Origin of the sequence: Burkholderia sp. RF2-non_BP3, assembly GCF_001522185.1 — a bacterium.
Lineage (GTDB): Bacteria > Pseudomonadota > Gammaproteobacteria > Burkholderiales > Burkholderiaceae > Burkholderia > Burkholderia diffusa.
The window spans coordinates 166,444-187,767 of record NZ_LOSU01000036.1 but is presented as its reverse complement, the minus strand read 5'-3'; the positions used below and the strand labels follow the sequence as shown (position 1 = coordinate 187,767).

Here is a 21,324-nt window from a genome sequence, read left to right as displayed (position 1 = left end):
CCGTTCATGACGACGCAATACAGGAACAATGATGGTGATCGGAAACCTGACGATACGTGCACGCATCGGTTTGACGATGGCGTTTCTCGCGATACTGCTGGGGGTGATCGGCGTGCTGGGCGTGTACGGGATGACGCGTTCGAACGACGCGACGCGCGAGATTTTCACGAACCAGATGCCGAGCGCGGTCGACGTGGCCGTTGCCGAAATGTACGCGGCGCGCGAGCGCCTGGCGCTCGATCGCGCCGCGCTGCTGGTGGGGACGCCCGAATCGGCTGCGGCGGTGGAGCGTAGCCGCGCGATGCGCGCGCAGTCCGATGTGTGGTGGAAAAAGTACCTCGCGCTGCCGCGCGATGCGGACGAGGATCGACTCGCGCAGGACGTCGCCGCGAAGCGGCAGGCGCTGCAGCGCGGTTGCGACGCGTTCGGCGGCCTTGTCGCGACGGGCGACCACGACCGGATCGGCGAAGGCGCCAAGCAACTCCAGACGCTTTACAACGATCTCTCGGTGGCGAGCGAGGCGCTGCGCAATTTCCAGTTCAGCGCCGGGCAGACCAGCTTCGATCATTCGGAAGCGACGTTCGATACGCTGCGCGTGGTGTCGATCGTCCTGCTGGCGGCTGGTCTGGTTGCCGCGGTGCTGTCGTGGTTGACGCTCAGCCGTGCGATCGGCCGTCCGCTCGCGGACGCGCTCGCGCATTTCGACGCGATCGCCGCGGGCGACCTGCGCCGCTCGATCGTGGTGCAGCGGCGCGACGAAATGGGCCAGCTCCTCGAGGGTCTCGCGAAGATGCAGCGCGGGCTGGTCGACACGGTGCGCACCGTGCGCGGCGGCAGCGAGTCGATCGCGACCGCGGCGCGCCAGATCGCCGCCGGCAACATCGACCTGTCGTCGCGCACGGAAGAGCAGGCGTCCGCGCTGCAGGAAACCGCGTCGAGCATGGAGCAGCTGACCGGCACCGTGAAGCAGAACGCCGACAATGCGCGACAGGCAAGCTCGCTGGCCGCGAACGCGTCGGAGATTGCAAACAAGGGGAATACGGTGGTCGGCCAGGTGGTCGGCACGATGGGCGAGATCAACGACAGCTCGGCGAAGATCGCGGACATCATCGCGATCATCGAGGGAATCGCGTTCCAGACCAACATCCTGGCGCTGAACGCGGCGGTCGAAGCCGCGCGCGCCGGCGAGGAAGGCCGCGGCTTCGCGGTCGTCGCGGGCGAGGTGCGCAGCCTCGCGCAGCGTTCGTCGAGCGCGGCCAAGGAGATCAAGGCGCTGATCGACGCGTCGGTGGAGCGCATCCGGACGGGCTCGACGCTGGTCGACGAAGCCGGCCGCACCATGAGCGACGTGATCAGTGCGGTGCAGCGCGTGACGGACATCATGGGCGAGATCGCGGCGGCATCCGAGGAGCAGAGCGGCGGCATCGACCAGGTCGCGCGCGCGGTCGCGCAGATGGACGAGGTCACGCAGCAGAACGCCGCGCTCGTCGAGGAAGCGGCGGCCGCCGCGCAATCGCTCGACGAGCAGGCCGCGCGCCTGCGCGAAACGGCGTCGGTGTTCCGGATCGACGACGATGCGGCGAAGCCGGCAGCCGCCGTTGCGCGTCAGGCGCCGCGCGCGGTGGTCGCGCCGGCAGTCGCGCCGTCCGTCGTGCCTGTTTCGCCGCCCGCACCGGCCGCGGCGCGCAACGATCGCGACGCTGCGCCGAAGCGCCCCGCGCCGGCGCGCAAGCCGGCGGCCGCTGCACCCGCACCGGTGGCTGCATCTGCCGGCGCCGACGACTGGGAAACGTTCTGAGTCGCGCGCACCGCGCATCTATCCCCATTTGGCAGCACACGACGCCCGCGACATGCGGGCGTCGTCGTTTCGGCGGCCGGTGAAATGTGACAGCGCGCGTGAACGTGCGTGCGTCGCCACGCGTGGCATGTGCGCATCCGCGCTACGGGTATCTCCGGACGATGCGAAAAAAATTTGTAACGGTGCGCGCAGCGTGTCGTCGAAAACGTCTGCTCGAACGTCTAGGGATGAAGGGGAGAGTGAAGGTGCGGCGACGACGGCGGAGGCATCCAACGCACGAGACGTTCCGATGCTCGACGAGACGCGGCGGATGCAGTTTCTGCGGCTCGGGAGATCGATTGTAAAGCGTCGAAATGCGTTGTCCAAGCGGTGTTGTCGAGAATGACGAACTTCATACGAAGAGTTCGTGAAAAAAAATAAGAAAGGGTTTAGGATGAATTCGAACGCGCTTGCTTCTGCGCAGTCATAGAAGGCAGGCACGTCTTCAGACTCAGGCGAGGGAGGTAGCATGGATATTTACAGCAGCTTCGCGAACCGCTTCGAAAAAACGCGAGAGGAAGAGTTCTCGCTGGAGGAGTATCTCGCGCTCTGCAAGAACGATCCGTCAGCGTACGCCACGGCCGGCGAACGCATGCTGGCTGCAATCGGGGAACCGGAACAAGTCGATACCCGCAACGACCCGCGCCTGTCGCGGATCTTCGCGAACAAGGTTATCAAGGTCTATCCCGCGTTCCGTGAGTTCTACGGAATGGAGGAAGTGATCGAGCAGGTGGTCGCGTACTTCCGCCACGCTGCGCAAGGGCTCGAAGAAAAGAAGCAGATTCTCTACCTGCTCGGGCCGGTGGGCGGCGGCAAGTCGTCGATCGCCGAGCGCCTGAAGCAACTGATGGAACGCGTGCCGTTCTATGCGCTCAAGGGTTCGCCCGTCAACGAATCGCCGCTCGGGCTGTTCGACTACGACGAGGACGGCCCGATCCTCGAAGAGCAATACGGCATTCCGCGCCGCTACCTGAAGAGCATCCTGAGTCCGTGGGCCGTCAAGCGCCTGCACGAATACAACGGCGACATCCGCCAGTTCCGCGTGGTGCGCCGCTTTCCGTCGATCCTTCGGCAGATCGGCATCGCGAAGACGGAGCCTGGCGACGAAAACAACCAGGACATCTCGTCGCTCGTCGGCAAGGTCGACATCCGCAAGCTCGAGCAATACGCGCAGGACGATGCCGATGCGTACAGCTACTCGGGCGGCCTGTGCCTGGCGAACCAGGGCCTGCTCGAATTCGTCGAAATGTTCAAGGCGCCGATCAAGGTGCTGCATCCGCTCCTGACCGCCACGCAGGAAGGCAACTTCAAGGGCACCGAAGGATTCGGCGCGATTCCGTTCGACGGCGTGATCCTCGCGCACTCGAACGAGTCGGAGTGGAAGGCATTCCGCAACAACCGCAACAACGAGGCACTGCTCGACCGGATCTTCGTCGTGAAGGTGCCGTACTGCCTGCGCGTGTCGGAAGAGACGAAGATCTACGAGAAGCTGATCCGCAATTCGTCGCTGGCCGAAGCCGTGTGCGCGCCGGGCACGCTGAAGATGATGTCGCAGTTCTCGGTGCTGTCGCGCCTGCACGAGCCGGAGAATTCGAGCCTGTTCTCGAAGATGCAGGTGTATGACGGCGAAAACCTGAAGGACACCGATCCGAAGGCGAAGTCGTACCAGGAGTATCGCGATTACGCCGGTGTGGACGAAGGGATGACGGGTGTGTCGACACGCTTCGCGTTCAAGATCCTGTCGCGCGTGTTCAACTTCGATTCGAGCGAGGTCGCGGCGAACCCCGTGCACCTGATGTACGTGCTCGAACAGCAGATCGAACGCGAGCAGTTCCCGCCGGAGACCGAGCAGAAATACCTGTCGTTCGTGAAGGACGTGCTCGCGTCGCGCTATGCGGACTTCATCGGCAAGGAGATCCAGACGGCTTACCTCGAATCGTATTCGGAGTACGGGCAGAACATCTTCGACCGCTACGTCACGTATGCGGACTTCTGGATCCAGGATCAGGAATTCCGCGATCACGACACGGGCGAGAGCTTCGACCGCGCCGCGCTGAATGCGGAACTGGAGAAGATCGAGAAGCCGGCCGGGATCAGCAATCCGAAGGATTACCGCAACGAGATCGTGAACTTCGTGTTGCGCGCGCGGGCGGCGAACGCCGGGAAGAACCCGGTGTGGACGAGCTACGAGAAGTTGCGCGTCGTGATCGAGAAGAAGATGTTCTCGAATACCGAGGAACTGTTGCCGGTCATTTCGTTCAACGCGAAGGGGTCGGCGGAGGAGCAGCGCAAGCATGAGGACTTTGTGAACCGGATGGTCGCGAAGGGCTATACGCCGAAGCAGGTGAGGCTGCTTTGCGACTGGTACCTGCGCGTGCGCAAGTCGTCATGACGCGCGCGGTACCGCGCCCGTACGGCGAGTCCGTACGGGCACCTTCAGAGGCGCCGCCCGCATGACGGCAGACGGCATGCGCGGCGAGTGCCCCGGCAGATCGACTTTCGAGCGGGAGACCGGGAGTGCTTCATCAAATCATCGACCGCAGGCTGGCCGGCAAGAACAAGAGCATCGCCAACCGCGAACGCTTTCTGCGTCGCGTCAAGAACTACATTCGTCGTGCCGTGTCCGACGCGGTGCGCGACCGTAGCATCAAGGATATCCAGAGCACGCAAAGCATCACGATTCCGCGCAAGGACATCGCCGAGCCGAATTTCCGGCACGCGCCTGGCGGACGTCGCGAGTACGTGCACCCGGGCAACGAAGACTACGTGCGCGGCGACAAGATTCCGCGTCCGCAGGGCGGCTCGGGCGGCGGCGGCAGTCAGGCGAGCAACGAGGGCGAAGGGCAGGACGACTTCGTGTTCGAGTTGTCGCGCGACGAATTCATGCAGTATTTCTTCGACGATCTCGAACTGCCGCGCCTCGTGAAGACGCACCTGCTGACGGTGCCGAGCTGGAAGAACGTGCGCGCGGGCTGGTCGGCGGAAGGCACGCCGAACAACATCGACGTCGTGCGCTCGCTGCGCAGCGCGCTCGGCCGGCGCATCGCGCTCGGCTCGCCGCTCGTCAACGAGTTGCGCGAGCTGGAGGCGCAGCTCGAGGCGCTGAAGATCGACCCGGAAGACCGCCGCGCGGAAATCGCGACGCTCGAGGCCGAGATCCATCACCTGAAGGGGCGCATCTGGCGGATTCCGTTCATCGATCCGTTCGACCTGCGCTACATCAACCGCGTCAAGCAGCCGCAACCGTCGAGCCAGGCCGTGATGTTCTGCCTGATGGACGTGTCGGGCTCGATGGACGAGCAGCGCAAGGATCTCGCGAAGCGCTTCTTCATCCTCCTGTATCTGTTCCTGAAGCGCAACTACGAGCGCATCGAGGTCGTGTTCATCCGTCACCACACGCGTGCCGAGGAAGTCGACGAGGACACCTTCTTCCATTCGACCGAAAGCGGCGGCACCGTCGTGTCGAGCGCGCTCGAGCTGATGCGCAAGGTGATGAACGAGCGCTACTCGCCGACGGAATGGAACATCTACGGCGCGCAGGCGTCCGACGGCGACAACTGGACAGACGATTCGCCGAAGTGTCGCAAAATCCTGGAAGAGGATATCCTCACCAAGACGCGCTACTTCGCGTATATCCAGGTCGCGCCCGAAGAGCAGAACCTGTGGCTGGAGTACGCGCAGCTGGCGTTGTCGCAACCGCATCTCGCGATGAAGAAAGTCGAATCGGCTGCGGACATTTACCCGGTGTTTCGCGAATTGTTCGAAAAGCAGGTGGAAATGTCATGACGACCCGCCATCTGCACAACGAGTCGCGCGGCTACGCGCCGCGCCCTTCCGGCGACGACACGGCCGGCCCTGCCGCATCGCAGCAAAGCGGCCGGACCGAACCGGCGGCGCCGGCCGCCGACTTGCCCGCTGCCGGGCAGAAGGAAGCGCGTATGAACGTGGCCGAACGCAAGCCGCTGCCGTGCCCGTCCGACTGGACCTTCGAACTGCTCGAGGAATACGACACGCACATCTCGCAGGTTGCCGAGCAGTACGAGCTCGATATTTACCCGATCCAGCTCGAACTGATCAGCGCCGAGCAGATGATGGATGCATATGCGTCGGTCGGGATGCCGGTCAACTATCGCCACTGGTCGTTCGGCAAGCACTTCCTCGCGACCGAGAAAAGCTATCGTCGCGGCCAGATGGGGCTCGCCTACGAGATCGTCATCAACTCGAATCCGTGCATCGCGTATCTGATGGAAGAGAACACGATGACGATGCAGGCGCTTGTCATCGCGCACGCGGCGTACGGGCACAACTCGTTCTTCAAGGGTAACTACCTGTTCCGGCTGTGGACCGACGCGCACGCGATCATCGATTATCTCGTGTACGCGAAGAACTACGTCGCCGAATGCGAGGAGCGCTACGGCCTCGATCGCGTCGAGGAACTGCTCGATTCGTGCCATGCGCTGATGAACTACGGCGTCGACCGCTACAAGCGGCCGCAGAAGCCGTCGCTGTCGAAGGAGGCCGCACTGCGCCGCGAGCGCGAGGCGTATCTGCAGTCGCAGGTCAACGAGCTGTGGCGCACGCTGCCGGGCAAGAAGCCCGAGCAGATGGAGGAGCAGGAGGAACGCTATCCGCCGGAGCCGCAGGAGAACCTGCTGTATTTCGCGGAGAAGAACGCGCCGCTGCTCGAGCCGTGGGAGCGCGAAGTGATCCGCATCGTGCGCAAGATCGGCCAGTACTTTTATCCGCAGCGGCAGACGCAGGTGATGAACGAAGGCTGGGCGACGTTCTGGCACTACACGCTGCTCAATACGCTGTACAACCAGGGCAAGCTGGAAGACGGCTTCATGATGGAGTTCCTGCATTCGCACAGCAACGTGGTCTATCAGCCGCCCGTCACGAAGCCGTACTACAGCGGGATCAACCCGTATGCGCTCGGCTTCTCGATGATGAGCGACATCCGGCGGATCTGCGAGGCGCCGACGGAAGAGGACTACAAGTGGTTTCCGGAGATCGCGGGCACGCCGTGGCTGCCGGCGATGCACTACGCGATGCGCAACTTCAAGGACGAGAGCTTCATCGCGCAGTACCTGTCGCCGAACCTGATCCGCGAAATGCGGCTGTTCTCGGTGCTCGACGACGACATGCGCGATTCGCTCGAGGTATCGGCGATCCACGACGAGTCCGGCTACCAGTACGTGCGGCAGGCGCTGTCGCGTCAGTACGACATCCATCACCGCGAGCCGAACATCCAGGTATGGGCGGTGAACACGCGCGGCGACCGCAGCCTCACGCTGCGCCACTTCATGACCGACAACCGCCATCTGTCGAACGACAGCGAGGAAGTGCTCAAGCACATGGCGCGGCTCTGGCAGTTCGACGTGTTCCTGGAAAGCGTCGACGAGGCCGGTACCGTGCGCAAGCGCTACGAGTGCCGCTACGTGCCGCCGGAGGTGCGTGTCTGAGCACCGGGACCGGGAATAGTTTGCACCGGACGCCAGCCTCGCGGCTGGCGTTTTCATATGACGAACGGGTGGCGGGAGAAAATTTTTCTACATCCGGACGAACCCGGAAAGCCCGTTACTTTACATTTCGCTAAAATCCCGTAGCGCCGTGCGCCGGAACCGGTGCCACGTGCGACCGCACGCGGCGGCCCCCAAGCCGTCTCGCCCAGAAAGCACTAAAAGGAACAGACCAACCCATGGACGTCCAGACCGACCAAGCTGCGCTGTCCGCGCATGACACCCGGCGGCGCGTGTTCGCCATCGTCGGCGCCTCATCGGGCAACCTCGTCGAGTGGTTCGACTTCTACATCTACTCGTTCTGCGCGCTGTACTTCGCACCGGCGTTCTTCCCGAGCGGCAACACGACGACCCAGCTGCTGAACACGGCCGGCGTGTTCGCGGCCGGCTTCCTGATGCGTCCGATCGGCGGCTGGCTGTTCGGCCGCATCGCCGACCGTCATGGCCGCCGCACGGCGATGATGATCTCGGTGCTGATGATGTGCGGCGGCTCGCTCGTGATCGCGGTGCTGCCGACCTATGCGCAGATCGGCGCGCTCGCACCGGCGCTGCTGCTGGTCGCGCGGCTGTTCCAGGGCCTGTCGGTGGGCGGCGAATACGGGACGAGCGCGACCTACATGAGCGAGGTGGCGCTGAAGGGCCGCCGCGGCTTCTTCGCGTCGTTCCAGTACGTGACGCTGATCGGCGGCCAGCTGTGCGCGCTGCTCGTGCTCGTGATCCTGCAGCAGACGCTGTCGGGCGACGAGCTGAAGGCATGGGGCTGGCGCATTCCGTTCGTGGTCGGCGCGGCGGCCGCGCTGATCTCGCTGTACCTGCGCAAATCGCTCGACGAGACGTCGACGAGCGCATCGCGCGACAAGAAGGATGCGGGCACGATCCGCGGCGTGTGGCAGCACAAGGGCGCGTTCTTCACGGTGGTCGGCTTCACGGCCGGCGGCTCGCTGATCTTCTACACGTTCACCACGTACATGCAGAAGTACCTGGTGAACACGGCCGGCATGCATGCGAAGACCGCCAGCAACGTGATGACCGTCGCGCTGCTCGTCTACATGCTGATCCAGCCGGTGTTCGGCGCGCTGTCCGACAAGATCGGCCGCCGCACGTCGATGATCCTGTTCGGCGCGTTCGCGGTGATCGGCACGGTGCCGCTGATGCACGCGCTGAAGACCGTGACGAGCCCGACGGCCGCGTTCGTGCTGATCACGGTCGCGCTCGCGATCGTCAGCTTCTACACGTCGATCAGCGGCCTCATCAAGGCCGAGATGTTCCCGCCCGAAGTGCGCGCGATGGGCGTCGGCCTGTCGTATGCGGTCGCGAACGCGATCTTCGGCGGCTCGGCCGAGTACGTCGCGCTGTGGTTCAAGTCGATCGGCAGCGAGGAAACCTTCTACTGGTACGTGACGGTGCTGTGCGCGATCTCGCTGATCGTGTCGTGGCGGATGCGCGATCCGAGCAAGGAAGGGTATCTGCGTCACGAACCGTGATCGACGGGGCAGCCTCGCGAGGCTGCCCGCATCGACCGGCAACGTGCAACGGGACGGCGCTCCGCCACACAGGCGGCGCGCCGTTTTTTTCATGCGCGCCGTCTTCGCACGGACACGCGCAAGCGCATCGCGGGACGCGCGATATCGATATCGGAATCGCTTCGTTGTCCGTCGCGTGCGATGCCTTTATTCTGAACCCGTAGTTCGTGTGACACCTCCTTGACTGGGATTCGCGCCCGCTGCTTGCAGCGGGCGTCTTTTTTTCCGAAGCGCGCGATGGCGCACGCCGTCTCGAGCGTCATCACGAAACCCGCAGAGCAAAGCACCAATTGTTGGTTCGGAATTGCCGCACGCGCTGATACGTTAGCGGCTTCGCGACGACACACTCCGTCGCGATGTTCCTCGAACCGGCCGTCGCGCGATCCGCGGCGGCCCTCATGACAAATCAAATCAGGTCGTGCTCATGAAACTCCACATTCTCGCTACGTGGCTCGTCGGGGCCGCGCTCGTCACCGCCGGCACGGTCGCGCACGCGGACCGTCTCGACGACATCAGGAAGGCCGGCGTGCTGCGCGTCGCGACCTTCGACAGCAATCCGCCGTTCGGTTATGTCGACGGCAAGAGCAATCACATCGTCGGCCTCGACGTCGACTATGCGAAGGCGCTGGCCGACAAGCTCGGCGTGAAGCTGCAGTTGCAGCCGACCAATCCCGCGAACCGCATTCCGTTCCTGACTTCCGGCAAGGTCGATCTGGTGCTCGCGAACTTCACGATCACCGACGAGCGCGCGAAGCAGGTCGACTTCAGCATCCCGTATTTCTCGTCGGGCCAGCAGTTTCTCGCGAAGAAGGGCGTGCTGAAATCGGCCGACCAGCTGAACAGCCTGCGCGTCGGCGCGGACAAGGGCACGACGAACGAAATCACGCTGCGCGAGAAATTCCCGAAGGCGACGATCGTCGCATACGACGACACGCCGTTCGCATTCGCCGCGCTGCGCGCCGGCAACGTGCAGGCGATCACGCAGGACGGGCCGAAACTGATCGGCCTGCTCGCGAACGTGCCCGACAAGCAGAACTACGAGATCCCGGCGTTCACGATCTCGAATGACTACATGGGCGTCGGTGTGCCGAAGGGCGAGACGCGCCTGCTCGGCTTCGTCAACGACACGCTGAAGGGCCTCGAGGCAAACGGCCGCGCGACGCAAATCTACGACGCGTGGTTCGGACCGACGACGAAGACCCCGCTCACGCGCATCTTCCGCATCGGCGACAAGACCTGAGTCGCACCAGGTGCGCCGCGTTCCGCCGCCGGCCACGCCGGTGCGCACGGATCGCGGCGCTTTCCGTTTCTTTTCGATCGCGCGCTTCGCGCCCGCACCACGGCATGCTCGGGTTGGCTCCCAAATATCTGTCCTGGCTCTGGCAGGGCTTCCTGCTGACGCTCGGCCTCGCGGCCGCGTCGGCGCTCGCCGCGACCATCGGCGGGCTGCTGCTCGCCGTCATGCGGCATGCGCGCGGCGCGGTGCTGCGCACGCTGGCGGCCGGTTACGTCGTCGCGTTCCGCAACACGCCGCTGCTCGTGCAGTTGTTGTTCTGGTATTTCGGCGTGGCGTCGTTGCTGCCCGATACGTGGGTCGCGTGGCTGAACGCGCGCCATCAACTCAGCGCGGGCCCGCTCACGCTCGCGTGGCCGTCGTTCGAGTTCGTCGCGGGCTGGTTCGGGTTGAGCGCGTACACGGCCGCGTTCGTCGCCGAGGAATGCGAAGCCGGGCTGCGCGGCGTGCGCCGCGCGCAGCATGACGCGGCCGCGGCGCTCGGCCTCACGCCGATGCAGTCGCTGCGCTACGTGGTGCTGCCGCAGGCCGTGCGCATCGCACTGCCGCCGTTGTTCGGCCAATACATGAATCTCGTGAAGAACTCGTCGCTCGCGATGGCGATCGGCGTCGCCGAGCTGTCGTATGCGTCGCGGCAGGTCGAGACGGAGACGTTCAGGACCTTCGCTGCGTTCGGTGTCGCGACCGTGCTGTACATCGTCGCGGTGGCCGCGATCGAGGCCGGCGCCTATGCGGCCACGCAATGGCGTGACCGGCTCGGGGCGGGGCGCTGACGATGGACATCTCGCTGCTGCTCGACAACCTGCCGTACCTGCTCGTCGGCGCGTTCCCGGACGGCCCGCTCGGCGGCGCCGCGCTGTCGCTCGTGCTCGCGATCGCGTCGGCGATGGCGTCGGCGATCCTGGGCGTGGCGCTCGGCGTCGCGATGGCGCTCGCGCGCGGCCCGCTGCGCGTGCTGCTGCTCGCGTTCATCGGCTTCTTCCGCGCGATTCCGGTGCTGATGCTGATCTTCTGGACGTATTTCCTGATGCCGATGCTGCTGCACATGGACGTGCCGGGGCTCGCGACGGTCGTGTGCGCGCTGGCGCTGATCGGCGGTGCCTATCTCGCGCATGCGGTGCATGCGGGCATCGTCGCGGCCGGCGACGGGCAGTGGCAGGCGGGGCTGTCGCTCGGGCTCACGCGCTGGCAGACCGTGCGCTACGTGCTGCTGCCGCAGGCGATCCGGATCATGACGCCGTCGTTCGTCAACCAGTGGGTCGCGCTCGTGAAGGACACGTCGCTCGCGTATATCGTCGGCGTGCCGGAATTGTCGTTCGTCGCGACGCAGGTGAACAACCGGCTGATGGTGTATCCGGCGCCGATCTTCCTGTTCGTCGCGGCGATCTATCTCGTGTTGTGCACGTCGCTCGACGGCGCGGCGCGCTGGCTGCTGTCGCGTCGTCCGCGTGCGGAGCGCCTCGCGCGGGCGGCGGAGCGCACGGAACCGGCGCGGTGAAGGCCGCCCGCGTCGCCGCCGCTCGAACGGCGACGGGCGAGATGGTGCTTCGGCGCGTCTGCGTCAGGACGCGCTGTAGTGCGTATCGAAGACCGCGCGCAGCGTCGACGGACCGGTCGCGAAGTCGCCCCACAGCGGGCCGTCGGTCTGCGCGAATGCGAACGGCGTCGTACTGATCGACGCGAGGCGGAAGCGCCATTGCGCCGCTTCCTGGCGGAACGCGGTGAGCTGCATGTCGGACAGCCCCGTCTGCGCGCTCGCGAGCGTGACGAGCGGATCGACCGGATCGTTCGCGACGCGCACCTCGAAGTGCAGGTGCGGCCCGGTGGCGGCGCCGGTCATCCCGACCGAGCCGAGGCGCTGGCCCTGCTTCACGGTTTCGCCGGTCTTCAGCCCGCGCGCGAACGCGGACAAATGCGCGTAGTAGGTCGAATAACCGTCCGCGTGATCGACGATCACGTAGTGGCCGTAGCCGCCCGGATCGGTGCCGACGAACGACACGACGCCATCGGCCGCCGCATTGACGGGCGTGCCGGACGGCGCGGCGAGGTCGACGCCGGTATGGAACGCCATCGCCTGCGACAGCGGGTGGACGCGTTCGCCGAAGAACGAACTGATGCGCGTCCATTTGACGGGCATCGTGAACGCGGCTGCTTCGAGCGGTGCGCCATCGAGCGTGTAGTACGCGCCGTGGTCGGCGCCCGGCGCGCGGAACCAGATCGCGCCGAACGTGCGGCCCGCGACGCGCAGTTCGAGCGCGGTGAGGTGCGGCGTGCCGTTGTTGGTGTCGTACGCGACGCGGTAGTAGTCGCCGCGCTGGGCGCTGGCGCGCATCGCGACCTTGCCGGTGACGAGATCGCCGAGCTGGATGCGCACCTCGGGCGGCACGTCGAGACGGTTCAGCGTATCGGACAGCGTGAGTTCGATGTCGCCCGCGCGCATCCCGTGTTGCTGTTCGGGCGCCGCGAACTGGAACAGGTTCGTATAGCCGAGCATGTCGTTGCGGTGCGCGCTGAGCGGCGCGAACAGGCCCGGCTGCAGGCTGCGCTCGCCGCCGCGTTCATCGAGTTCGTTGCGCTCGCCGATCGTGCGCGCGAGTTCGCTCGTCACGAAATGCTGAGCGGTGGGAAACGGCGTGTCGGACAGCACGCGCTGCGGCAGCGCGGCCGTGCCCGAATCGACGGCGCCCGGCAGTTGCGAGACGGCCGGCAGCGCGGCGGCGAGACCGAAGGCGGCGAGGGCGCCGAGCACGGCGGCCGGCACGAGCGCGCGCACGAGGCGCTGCGCGCGGCCGGGCGCGAAAGCATCAGGGGTTGCGGCAGGCTTGACCAAGGGTGTCCACATCCAGGAAAGCGGTTCAAAGAGGTGTGGGCGGGAGCCATCGGCGGCATATCCGTCGGGTGGCGACGGGGCGGGCGACGGGCGTGCAACAAAACAGGCCCCGCCAGGGGCCTGTGTCGTTTCCGTTCGACCCAACTCGCGGGCAGGCCCGCTTCGAACGGCGGCGTGAACTTTCCGGGTCGCACCCGGATTATCACGAAGACGCTAAAGAAAGATGACAGCGTCAGTCTACCGATGTTCCGCGAAACGTTAAAAATTTTAAAGAGGGTCAGCGCATTCGTTTCGCACTGCGGTAAATCGGGTTAAATCAGCATTTATTGCGCGGCTTTGGGTTCGGCTGGCAATTTTTGCGCGCGCACGCGCAGCGCGGCAGATGTCCGGACGGCGTCGAAGCCCGCGTCCAGCATCGCTTCCGCGTCGGTCCACAGATTGCCGCGCAACCGGTTGGTCCAGATCATTGATGCGAACACGCCTTCGAGCAGCGACACGAGATAGACGGCCGCCAGATGCACGTCGAGATCGGCCGCGAGTTCGCCGGACGCGATCGCGCGGCGCAGCAGCGCCTTGGTGATGCGCAGCATCTGCAGCTCGAGCAGCATGCGGCGCCGCTGCAGCGCGCCGTTTTCCTCGCTTTGTTCGCACTTCGTATAGAGGATCACGAGCACGCGCTGCATCGCGCCCGGCTCGCCGCATTGCTGCAGGTAGTGCGATGCCGCACGGCGCAGCGTGGCGAACGCGGGCAGGTTGTCGACCGCGTCGAAGCCTTCCGACGTGCGCGCGAACGCGCGGTCGCACATCGCGAGACACACTTCCATCTTGTTGCGGTAGTGGCCGTACACGGCGCCCCGCGACATTCCGGCGGCCTCGGCGAGGTCCGCCATCGCGGTTTGCGCGACGCCTTTTTCGAGCAGGACGAGCTCGGCGGCGTCGAGGATCCGGTGCTTGATGGCGAGCGATTCTTCCCGGGTCTTGCGGGCCATGTCGTGAATTTCCTTACAGTTCGCTGTCGTTTTATTGAGACAGTAAGGCGGCCCGATTGCAACCGCCTGTATTTAATCAGTCGTGACTGATTATAATCGGCCACCCTGAGCCGCCGCATTGTATCGGCGGCGAACGATCCGAGGTCATACATGAATAACAAACGCTCCCTGGGGCGCCGCCTCCGGCTGGCGCCGTTCGCGCTCGCGGCCATGCTGCTCGTGACCGGATGCGGAAAGGGCGAACAGGACAAGGCGCCGGAGGCCATTCAGCACGCGACGGTCGTCACGGTGCGTCCGACGGCCGTGCCGATGACCGTCGAATTGCCCGGCCGGCTCGACGCGTATCGGCAAGCGGAAGTGCGCGCGCGGGTCGCGGGCATCGTCACCGCGCGAACTTACGAAGAAGGCCAGGAAGTGAAACAGGGCGCGGTGCTGTTCCGCATCGACCCCGCGCCGCTGAAGGCCGCGCGCGACGCCGCACAGGGCGCGCTCGCGAAGGCGCAGGCCGCCGCGCTCGCGGCGAGCGACAAGCGTCGCCGTTACGACGACCTGGTGCGCGACCGCGCGGTCAGCGAGCGCGATCACACGGAGGCCGTTGCCGACGACACGCAGGCGAAGGCCGGCGTCGCTTCGGCGAAGGCCGAGCTCGCCCGCGCGCAATTGCAGCTCGACTACGCGACCGTCACCGCGCCGATTTCGGGCCGCGCGCGACGCGCGCTCGTCACCGAAGGCGCGCTCGTCGGCCAGGACCAGGCAACGCCGCTCACGACCGTCGAGCAGCTCGATCCGATCTACGTGAATTTCTCGCAGCCGGCGGCCGACGTCGATGCGTTGCGCCGCGCGGTGAAGAGCGGGCGCGCGACGGGCATCGCGCAGCACGACGTCACGGTGACGCTGCTGCGCGCCGACGGCACCGCGTATCCGCTGAAGGGCAAGCTGCTGTTCAGCGATCTCGCGGTCGACCCGACCACCGATACCGTCGCGATGCGCGCGCTGTTCCCGAATCCCGAACGCGAACTGCTGCCGGGCGCGTACGTGCGGATCGCGCTCGACGCGGCCGTCGATCAGCGCGCGATCCTCGTGCCGCGCGATGCGCTGCTGCGCACGGCCGACCGCACGTCGGTGCGCGTGGTCGGCGCGAACGGCAAGGTGCAGGACGTCGAGGTCGTCGCCGACCGGATGAGCGGACGCGATTGGCGCATCACGCGCGGCCTCGCCGGCGGCGAGCGCGTGATCGTCGACAACGCCGCGCAGTTCGCGCCCGATACCGCCGTCAAGCCCGTCGAGCAGGCAACGCCGACGAAGGCCGCGTCACAGGCGGCCGCCCGTCAAACCTGACCGGTTCACCGAGACCAACATGGCACGTTTCTTCATCGATCGCCCCGTCTTCGCGTGGGTGATCGCACTCTTCATCATGCTCGGCGGCGCGTTCGCGATACGCGCGCTGCCCGTCGCGCAGTATCCGGACATCGCGCCACCCGTCGTCAGCATTTATGCGACGTACCCGGGCGCGTCCGCGCAGGTCGTCGAGGAATCGGTGACCGCGCTGATCGAGCGCGAGATGAACGGCGCGCCGGGGCTGCTGTATACGTCCGCGACGAGCAGCGCCGGCGCGGCGTCGCTGTACCTGACGTTCAAGCAGGGCGTCAATGCCGATCTCGCGGCCGTCGAGGTGCAGAACCGGCTGAAGACGGTCGAGGCGCGGCTGCCCGAACCCGTGCGGCGCGACGGCATCCAGGTCGAGAAGGCCGCCGACAACATCCAGCTCGTCGTATCGCTGACGTCGGACGACGGCCGGATGACCGACGTGCAGCTCGGCGAATACGCGTCGGCGAACGTCGTGCAGGCGCTGCGCCGCGTCGACGGCGTCGGCCGCGTGCAGTTCTGGGGCGCCGAATATGCGATGCGGATCTGGCCCGACCCGGTGAAGATGGCCGGGCACGGCCTCACCGCGTCGGATATCTCGTCGGCCGTGCGCGCGCACAACGCGCGCGTGACGATCGGCGACATCGGCCGCAGCGCGGTGCCGAACAGCGCACCGATCGCCGCGACGGTGTTCGCCGACGCGCCGCTGAAGACGCCGGCCGACTTCGGCGCGATCGCGCTGCGCACGCTGCCGGACGGCGCCGCGCTCTACCTGCGCGACGTCGCGCGCATCGAATTCGGCGGCAACGACTACAACTATCCGTCGTACGTGAACGGCAAGGTCGCGACCGGGATGGGCATCAAGCTCGCGCCGGGCTCGAACGCGGTGGCCACCGAGAAGCGCGTGCGCGCGACGATGGACGCGCTGTCCGCGTACTTCCCGCCGGGCGTGAAATACCAGATTCCGTACGAGACGTCGTCGTTCGTGCGCGTGTCGATGAACAAGGTCGTCACGACGCTGATCGAGGCCGGCGTGCTGGTGTTCCTGGTGATGTTCCTGTTCATGCAGAACCTGCGCGCGACGCTGATTCCGACGCTCGTCGTGCCGGTCGCGCTCGCGGGCACGTTCGGCGCGATGTATGCGGCCGGTTTCTCGATCAACGTGCTGACGATGTTCGGGATGGTGCTCGCGATCGGCATTCTCGTCGACGATGCGATCGTCGTCGTCGAGAACGTCGAGCGGCTGATGGTCGAGGAGGGGCTCGGGCCGTACGATGCGACCGTCAAGGCGATGACGCAGATCAGCGGCGCGATCGTCGGCATCACGGTCGTGCTGACGTCGGTGTTCGTGCCGATGGCGTTCTTCGGCGGCGCGGTGGGCAACATCTATCGGCAGTTCGCGCTCGCGCTCGCGGTATCGATCGGCTTCTCGGCGTTCCTCGCGCTGTCGCTGACACCCGCGTTGTGCGCGACGCTGCTCAAGCCGGTGTCCGGCGACCATCACGAGAAGCGCGGCTTCTTCGGCTGGTTCAACCGCTTGGTCGCACGTGCGACGCAGCGTTATGCGGCACGCGTCGGCACGATGCTGAAGAAGCCGGTGCGCTGGCTCGTCGTGTACGGCGCGCTGACGGCGGCCGCCGCGCTGATGCTCACGCAATTGCCGACCGCGTTCCTGCCCGACGAGGACCAGGGCAACTTCATGGTGATGGTGATCCGGCCGCAGGGCACGCCGCTCGCGGAAACCATGCAGAGCGTGCGCGAGGTCGAGTCGTATGTTCGCCACAACGAGCCGGCCGCGTACACGTTCGCGCTCGGCGGCTTCAACCTGTACGGCGAAGGGCCGAACGGCGGGATGATCTTCGTCACGCTGAAGAACTGGAAGGAACGCAAGGCCGGGCGCGATCACGTGCAGGCGATCGTCGCGCGCATCAACGAGCGCTTCGCGGGTGCGGCGAATACCACGGTGTTCGCGATGAACTCGCCGGCGCTGCCCGATCTCGGTTCGACGAGCGGCTTCGACTTCCGGCTGCAGAATCGCAGCGGGCTCGACTACGCGACGTTCAGTGCCGCGCGCGAGCAACTGCTCGCGGCGGGCGGCAAGGATCCGGCGCTCGCCGACCTGATGTTCGCCGGCACGCAGGACGCGCCGCAGCTCAAACTCGACATCGATCGCGCGAAGGCGTCGGCGCTCGGCGTGTCGATGGAAGAGATCAACACGACGCTCGCGGTGATGTTCGGCTCCGACTACATCGGCGACTTCATGCACGGCACGCAGGTGCGCCGCGTGATCGTGCAGGCCGACGGGCTGCACCGGCTCGATCCGGACGACGTGAAGAAGCTGCGCGTGCGCAACGCGCGCGGCGAGATGGTGCCGCTCGCGGCGTTCGCGACGCTGCACTGGACGCTCGGGCCGCCGCAGCTCACGCGCTACAACGGCTATCCGTCGTTCACGATCAACGGTTCGGCCGCGCCGGGGCACAGCAGCGGCGAGGCGATGGCCGCGATCGAACGGCTCGCCGCGAAGCTGCCGGCCGGCATCGGCCACGCGTGGTCGGGGCAGTCGTTCGAGGAGCGGCTGTCGGGCACGCAGGCGCCGATGCTGTTCGCGCTGTCGGTGCTCGTCGTGTTCCTCGCGCTTGCCGCGCTGTACGAAAGCTGGTCGATCCCGTTCGCGGTGATGCTGGTCGTGCCGCTCGGCGTGATCGGCGCGGTGCTCGGCGTCACGCTGCGCGCGATGCCGAACGACATCTATTTCAAGGTGGGACTGATCGCGACGATCGGGTTGTCCGCGAAGAACGCGATCCTGATCGTCGAAGTCGCGAAGGATCTGGTCGCGCAGCGCATGTCGCTCGTCGACGCCGCGCTCGAGGCCGCGCGCCTGCGGCTGCGGCCGATCGTGATGACGTCGCTCGCGTTCGGCGTCGGCGTGCTGCCGCTCGCGTTCGCATCGGGCGCCGCGTCCGGCGCGCAGATGGCGATCGGCACCGGCGTGCTCGGCGGCGTGATCACGGCGACGGTGCTCGCGGTGTTTCTCGTCCCGCTGTTTTTCGTGAGCGTCGGTCGCCTGTTCGACGTCGGCCCGCGCCGGCGCGGCGGATCGCAACCGGCGACGATGGAGGGTTCGCAATGACGTTTTACCTGAAGGCGTGCGCGACGCCGCGGGCTCGGGTCGCGCTGGCCGCGGCACTCGCGTTCGCGCTTGCCGGCTGCTCGCTCGCGCCGCGCTACGAGCGGCCGGCGGCGCCGGTGCCGGCCAGCTATACGCCGGTCGATGGCGACACGCCGCAGGCGGTCGAGGCGGCTGCGTCCGCCGATGCCGCGCTGCTCGACGACTGGCGCGCATATTTCACCGATCCTGCGCTGCAGGCGTGGATCGACGCGGCGCTCGCGAACAACCGCGACCTGCGGATCGCGGCCGGCCGGCTCGACGAAGCGCGCGCGCTGTACGGCGTGCAGCGCGCGGACCTGATGCCGTCGGTCGACGCGAACCTCGGCTACGAACGTACGCGCCAGTACGACCCGGTCGTGCGCGAGAGCGCGGTGAGCGGGCTGTATCGTGCGGGCGTGGGCGTCAGCGCGTACGAGCTCGACCTGTTCGGCCGCGTGCGCAACCTGTCCGACGCGGCGCTCGACGAATATTTCGCGACGGCCGACGCGCAGCGCACGGTGCGTATCGGCGTGATTGCCGAAGTCGCCGGCGCGTATGTTTCCGAACGGTCGTTGCGCGAGCAACTGGCGCTGGCGCAGCGCACGCTCGACGCGCGCGAGCGCATCGCCGCGCTCACGCAGCGCCGCTACGCGGCCGGCACGAGCGACGCGATCGAGTTGCGCTCGGCCGAGATGCTGGTCGCGTCCGCGCGTGCGTCGCAGGCCGCGCTGCAGCGCGAACACGCGCAGTCGGTGCGCGCGCTGCAATTGCTCGCCGGCGATTTTGCACGCACCGTGCCGGCCGACGGCTCCGCGTTCGACACGCTCGCGATCGCGCCGGTGGCGCCCGGCGCGCCGAGCGCGCTGCTCGAACGGCGGCCGGACATCCGGCAGGCCGAGTCGCGGCTCAAGGCCGCGAACGCGCAGATCGGCGCCGCGCGCGCGGCGTTCTTCCCGCGCATCGCGCTGACGACCGATTACGGTTCGGTCAGCGATGCGTTCTCGAGCCTGTTCGCGGGCGGCACGAGCGTGTGGACGTTCGCGCCGCGCATCACGCTGCCGATCTTCGCGGGCGGTCGCAATCGCGCGAATCTCGACGTCGCGAACGCACGCAAGCACATCGCGGTCGCCGAATACGAGAAGACCGTGCAGACCGCATTCCGCGAAGTGGCCGACGCGTTCGCCGCGCGCGACTGGATCGATCGCCAGCTCGCCGCGCAGCAGGACGTCTATGCGGCCGACGGCGCGCGGCTGAAGCTCGCCGAGCGCCGCTACGCGGGCGGCGTCGCGACGTATCTCGAACTGCTCGACGCGCAGCGCAGCACGTACGAGTCGGGGCAGGAGCTGATCCGGCTCAAGGAGCGCAGGCTCGCGAATGCGATCGCGTTGTATCGCGCATTGGGCGGCGGATGGGCGCCGGCATCTGCCGGGGCGGCTGCCGTGTGATGCTCCGCCCGGGCCGGGCGGCGATGGCGCATCGCGAGATGCCGTCGCCCCCGGTTGGCATCGCCTTTGTCGGGGTACCGGCAGAGATCGCCGACGCGTGACATCCGCGCTTCGTCTTCCACGTTTTTCTCCTGGCTGTCGAGCCGAAGGCCCGCCTTCGACTCGACACGCATCCCGGCCCGAGCATGCCGGACTTCCTTCTTTCCGATCCCGACCAATCCGCTGAAACGTCGTCCGCGCATCGTCGCGCACGTGCGCCGAATGTCGTGGCGGCGCACGACACGACACGTGGCTTTTAATCCGGGATTGACGATTCGATTAATTCAGGTATTGCGAATAATGCGGGGCGGCAAAGTGTCGCGGTAAAACGTTTGTGCGAATTGCGCAATCGTTTGCGCGAAAATTGCAGCTGACGAAAATCACTCGTTAATTTCCTGTCAGTTGAAAATCGACGATTGCTATCGTTGCGGTCGAACAACGATGGCGGGATTGGACAGAATTTTGTCTTTCAAGGCTGGTGATATTGGAAAGCCTTGCCCGGAAAGGCGGAGTGGGGCATCCGCATTCGAGAAAAAGAAATGCCGTTAATTTTCAGTAGGTTCTGGGAAATTAAAAAGGACTTCGGACGAAAATATCGGAATTGTGAATTTCAGGGAAAGAGTGCGTTTGAAGATGGGGGAATTGAAGATTGTCATGGGCGATTTGACAATCATTTACAGAATTCTTTCATTCCTATCTCGATAATTCCGCCTCGTGACGGACGGGAGCCAACCACACGCTGCCTTTTGTATCCGCCACGTCGTCCATTCCCTTTGCAATTCACACGGAAAACGTCATGAAAAAATCCCTCCTGACCGCTGTCGCACTCGCAGCCCTGTCCACCTCGGCCTTCGCAGAGGGCACCGGCACGATCAACTTCACGGGCGAGATCGTCGCGGGCGCATGCGGCATCGATTCGGGTTCGGTCAACCAGACCGTGAACCTCGGCAAGGTGCCGACCCACACGTTCAAGCAGGCCGGCGACAAGTCCACGCCGACCAACTTCGACATCAAGCTGACCGACTGCGACACGAGCATCGCGCAGAACGCGTACTTCACGTTCACGGGCACGTCGAGCGCGGGTCAGCCGAAGCTGCTCGCCACGATCGGCTCGGCGACCAACGTCGGCATCCGCCTGCAGTCTGCGTCGGGTGAATACCTCGACAACGGCGCGGAGCAAAAGGCGCCGACCGTGCTGCAGAACGGCACGAACGTCGCACGCTTCGCGGCGATGTACGAAGCGACGGCAGCCGGCGTGACGCCGGGTACCGCCGACGGCGTCGCGAACTTCACGGTTCGCTACCAGTAAGCGTCCGTACCGGAGAAGGGGTGCGC

General features: G+C 66.0%; 14 protein-coding genes. 12 read left to right on the top strand and 2 right to left on the bottom strand.

What is annotated here, in order from left to right; translation table 11 throughout:
• Window positions 1-31: 31 nt before the first annotated feature.
• The 8 genes from WS45_RS19935 to WS45_RS19900 all read left to right on the top strand — a co-directional run bounded on the left by WS45_RS19935 (window position 32) and on the right by WS45_RS19900 (window position 11,671).
• Window positions 32-1,798, top strand: coding sequence for a methyl-accepting chemotaxis protein (locus WS45_RS19935; protein ID WP_059701509.1), 1,767 nt, complete (start codon window positions 32-34; stop codon window positions 1,796-1,798).
• A 508-nt stretch (window positions 1,799-2,306) separates the two neighbouring features.
• Window positions 2,307-4,229, top strand: coding sequence for a PrkA family serine protein kinase (locus WS45_RS19930; protein ID WP_059524460.1), 1,923 nt, complete (start codon window positions 2,307-2,309; stop codon window positions 4,227-4,229).
• Window positions 4,230-4,354: 125 nt separating this feature from the next.
• A complete protein-coding gene (locus tag WS45_RS19925; protein ID WP_059524458.1) occupies window positions 4,355-5,623 on the top strand; it encodes a YeaH/YhbH family protein in 1,269 nt (422 codons plus the stop codon).
• Window positions 5,620-7,299, top strand: coding sequence for a SpoVR family protein (locus tag WS45_RS19920; RefSeq protein WP_059691750.1), 1,680 nt, complete (start codon window positions 5,620-5,622; stop codon window positions 7,297-7,299). Before WS45_RS19925 ends, WS45_RS19920 begins: the two co-directional genes overlap by 4 nt.
• A 236-nt stretch (window positions 7,300-7,535) precedes the next feature.
• Complete coding sequence (locus tag WS45_RS19915) at window positions 7,536-8,840, top strand: MFS family transporter (RefSeq protein ID WP_059701257.1); 1,305 nt, start codon at window positions 7,536-7,538, stop codon at window positions 8,838-8,840.
• 463 nt (window positions 8,841-9,303) lie between these two features.
• Window positions 9,304-10,119: an ABC transporter substrate-binding protein gene (locus WS45_RS19910; protein WP_059701255.1), complete on the top strand. Its 816-nt coding sequence runs from the start codon at window positions 9,304-9,306 to the stop codon at window positions 10,117-10,119.
• A 104-nt stretch (window positions 10,120-10,223) separates the two neighbouring features.
• Complete coding sequence (locus WS45_RS19905; protein WP_059701253.1) at window positions 10,224-10,946, top strand: amino acid ABC transporter permease; 723 nt, start codon at window positions 10,224-10,226, stop codon at window positions 10,944-10,946.
• 2 nt (window positions 10,947-10,948) lie between these two features.
• A complete protein-coding gene (locus WS45_RS19900; protein WP_059701251.1) occupies window positions 10,949-11,671 on the top strand; it encodes an amino acid ABC transporter permease in 723 nt (240 codons plus the stop codon).
• 63 nt (window positions 11,672-11,734) lie between these two features.
• Here WS45_RS19900 and WS45_RS19895 read toward each other — a convergent pair whose 3' ends face one another.
• Window positions 11,735-13,015 carry a M23 family metallopeptidase gene (locus tag WS45_RS19895; protein ID WP_059524447.1) on the bottom strand — a complete coding sequence of 427 codons (1,281 nt, stop codon included), beginning with the start codon at window positions 13,013-13,015 and terminating at the stop codon, window positions 11,735-11,737.
• A 311-nt stretch (window positions 13,016-13,326) separates the two neighbouring features.
• Complete coding sequence (locus WS45_RS19890; RefSeq protein ID WP_059524445.1) at window positions 13,327-13,992, bottom strand: TetR family transcriptional regulator; 666 nt, start codon at window positions 13,990-13,992, stop codon at window positions 13,327-13,329.
• A 150-nt stretch (window positions 13,993-14,142) separates the two neighbouring features.
• Here WS45_RS19890 and WS45_RS19885 point away from each other — a divergent pair, with 150 nt between their 5' ends.
• The 4 genes from WS45_RS19885 (at window position 14,143) to WS45_RS19870 (ending at window position 21,298) form a co-directional block, all read left to right on the top strand.
• Entirely contained in the window at window positions 14,143-15,330 is a 1,188-nt protein-coding gene (locus WS45_RS19885) for a MexX/AxyX family multidrug efflux RND transporter periplasmic adaptor subunit (RefSeq protein WP_059524443.1), read from the top strand.
• Between the two features lie 19 nt (window positions 15,331-15,349).
• Entirely contained in the window at window positions 15,350-18,487 is a 3,138-nt protein-coding gene (locus tag WS45_RS19880; RefSeq protein WP_059701249.1) for a multidrug efflux RND transporter permease subunit, read from the top strand.
• Entirely contained in the window at window positions 18,484-19,950 is a 1,467-nt protein-coding gene (locus WS45_RS19875; RefSeq protein WP_059701247.1) for an efflux transporter outer membrane subunit, read from the top strand. The genes WS45_RS19880 and WS45_RS19875 overlap by 4 nt, the downstream gene beginning before the upstream one ends.
• Window positions 19,951-20,785: 835 nt before the next feature.
• Window positions 20,786-21,298 carry a fimbrial protein gene (locus WS45_RS19870; RefSeq protein ID WP_059524437.1) on the top strand — a complete coding sequence of 171 codons (513 nt, stop codon included), beginning with the start codon at window positions 20,786-20,788 and terminating at the stop codon, window positions 21,296-21,298.
• The last annotated feature ends 26 nt before the right edge of the window (window positions 21,299-21,324 follow it).

Coding starts and splice junctions, on each gene's coding strand:
- WS45_RS19935 (WP_059701509.1), top strand. CDS start 32: ATGGTGATCGGAAACCTGACGATACGTGCACGCATCGGTTTGACGATG.
- WS45_RS19930 (WP_059524460.1), top strand. CDS start 2,307: ATGGATATTTACAGCAGCTTCGCGAACCGCTTCGAAAAAACGCGAGAG.
- WS45_RS19920 (WP_059691750.1), top strand. CDS start 5,620: ATGACGACCCGCCATCTGCACAACGAGTCGCGCGGCTACGCGCCGCGC.
- WS45_RS19915 (WP_059701257.1), top strand. CDS start 7,536: ATGGACGTCCAGACCGACCAAGCTGCGCTGTCCGCGCATGACACCCGG.
- WS45_RS19910 (WP_059701255.1), top strand. CDS start 9,304: ATGAAACTCCACATTCTCGCTACGTGGCTCGTCGGGGCCGCGCTCGTC.
- WS45_RS19905 (WP_059701253.1), top strand. CDS start 10,224: ATGCTCGGGTTGGCTCCCAAATATCTGTCCTGGCTCTGGCAGGGCTTC.
- WS45_RS19900 (WP_059701251.1), top strand. CDS start 10,949: ATGGACATCTCGCTGCTGCTCGACAACCTGCCGTACCTGCTCGTCGGC.
- WS45_RS19895 (WP_059524447.1), bottom strand. CDS start 13,015: ATGTGGACACCCTTGGTCAAGCCTGCCGCAACCCCTGATGCTTTCGCG.
- WS45_RS19890 (WP_059524445.1), bottom strand. CDS start 13,992: ATGGCCCGCAAGACCCGGGAAGAATCGCTCGCCATCAAGCACCGGATC.
- WS45_RS19885 (WP_059524443.1), top strand. CDS start 14,143: ATGAATAACAAACGCTCCCTGGGGCGCCGCCTCCGGCTGGCGCCGTTC.
- WS45_RS19880 (WP_059701249.1), top strand. CDS start 15,350: ATGGCACGTTTCTTCATCGATCGCCCCGTCTTCGCGTGGGTGATCGCA.
- WS45_RS19875 (WP_059701247.1), top strand. CDS start 18,484: ATGACGTTTTACCTGAAGGCGTGCGCGACGCCGCGGGCTCGGGTCGCG.
- WS45_RS19870 (WP_059524437.1), top strand. CDS start 20,786: ATGAAAAAATCCCTCCTGACCGCTGTCGCACTCGCAGCCCTGTCCACC.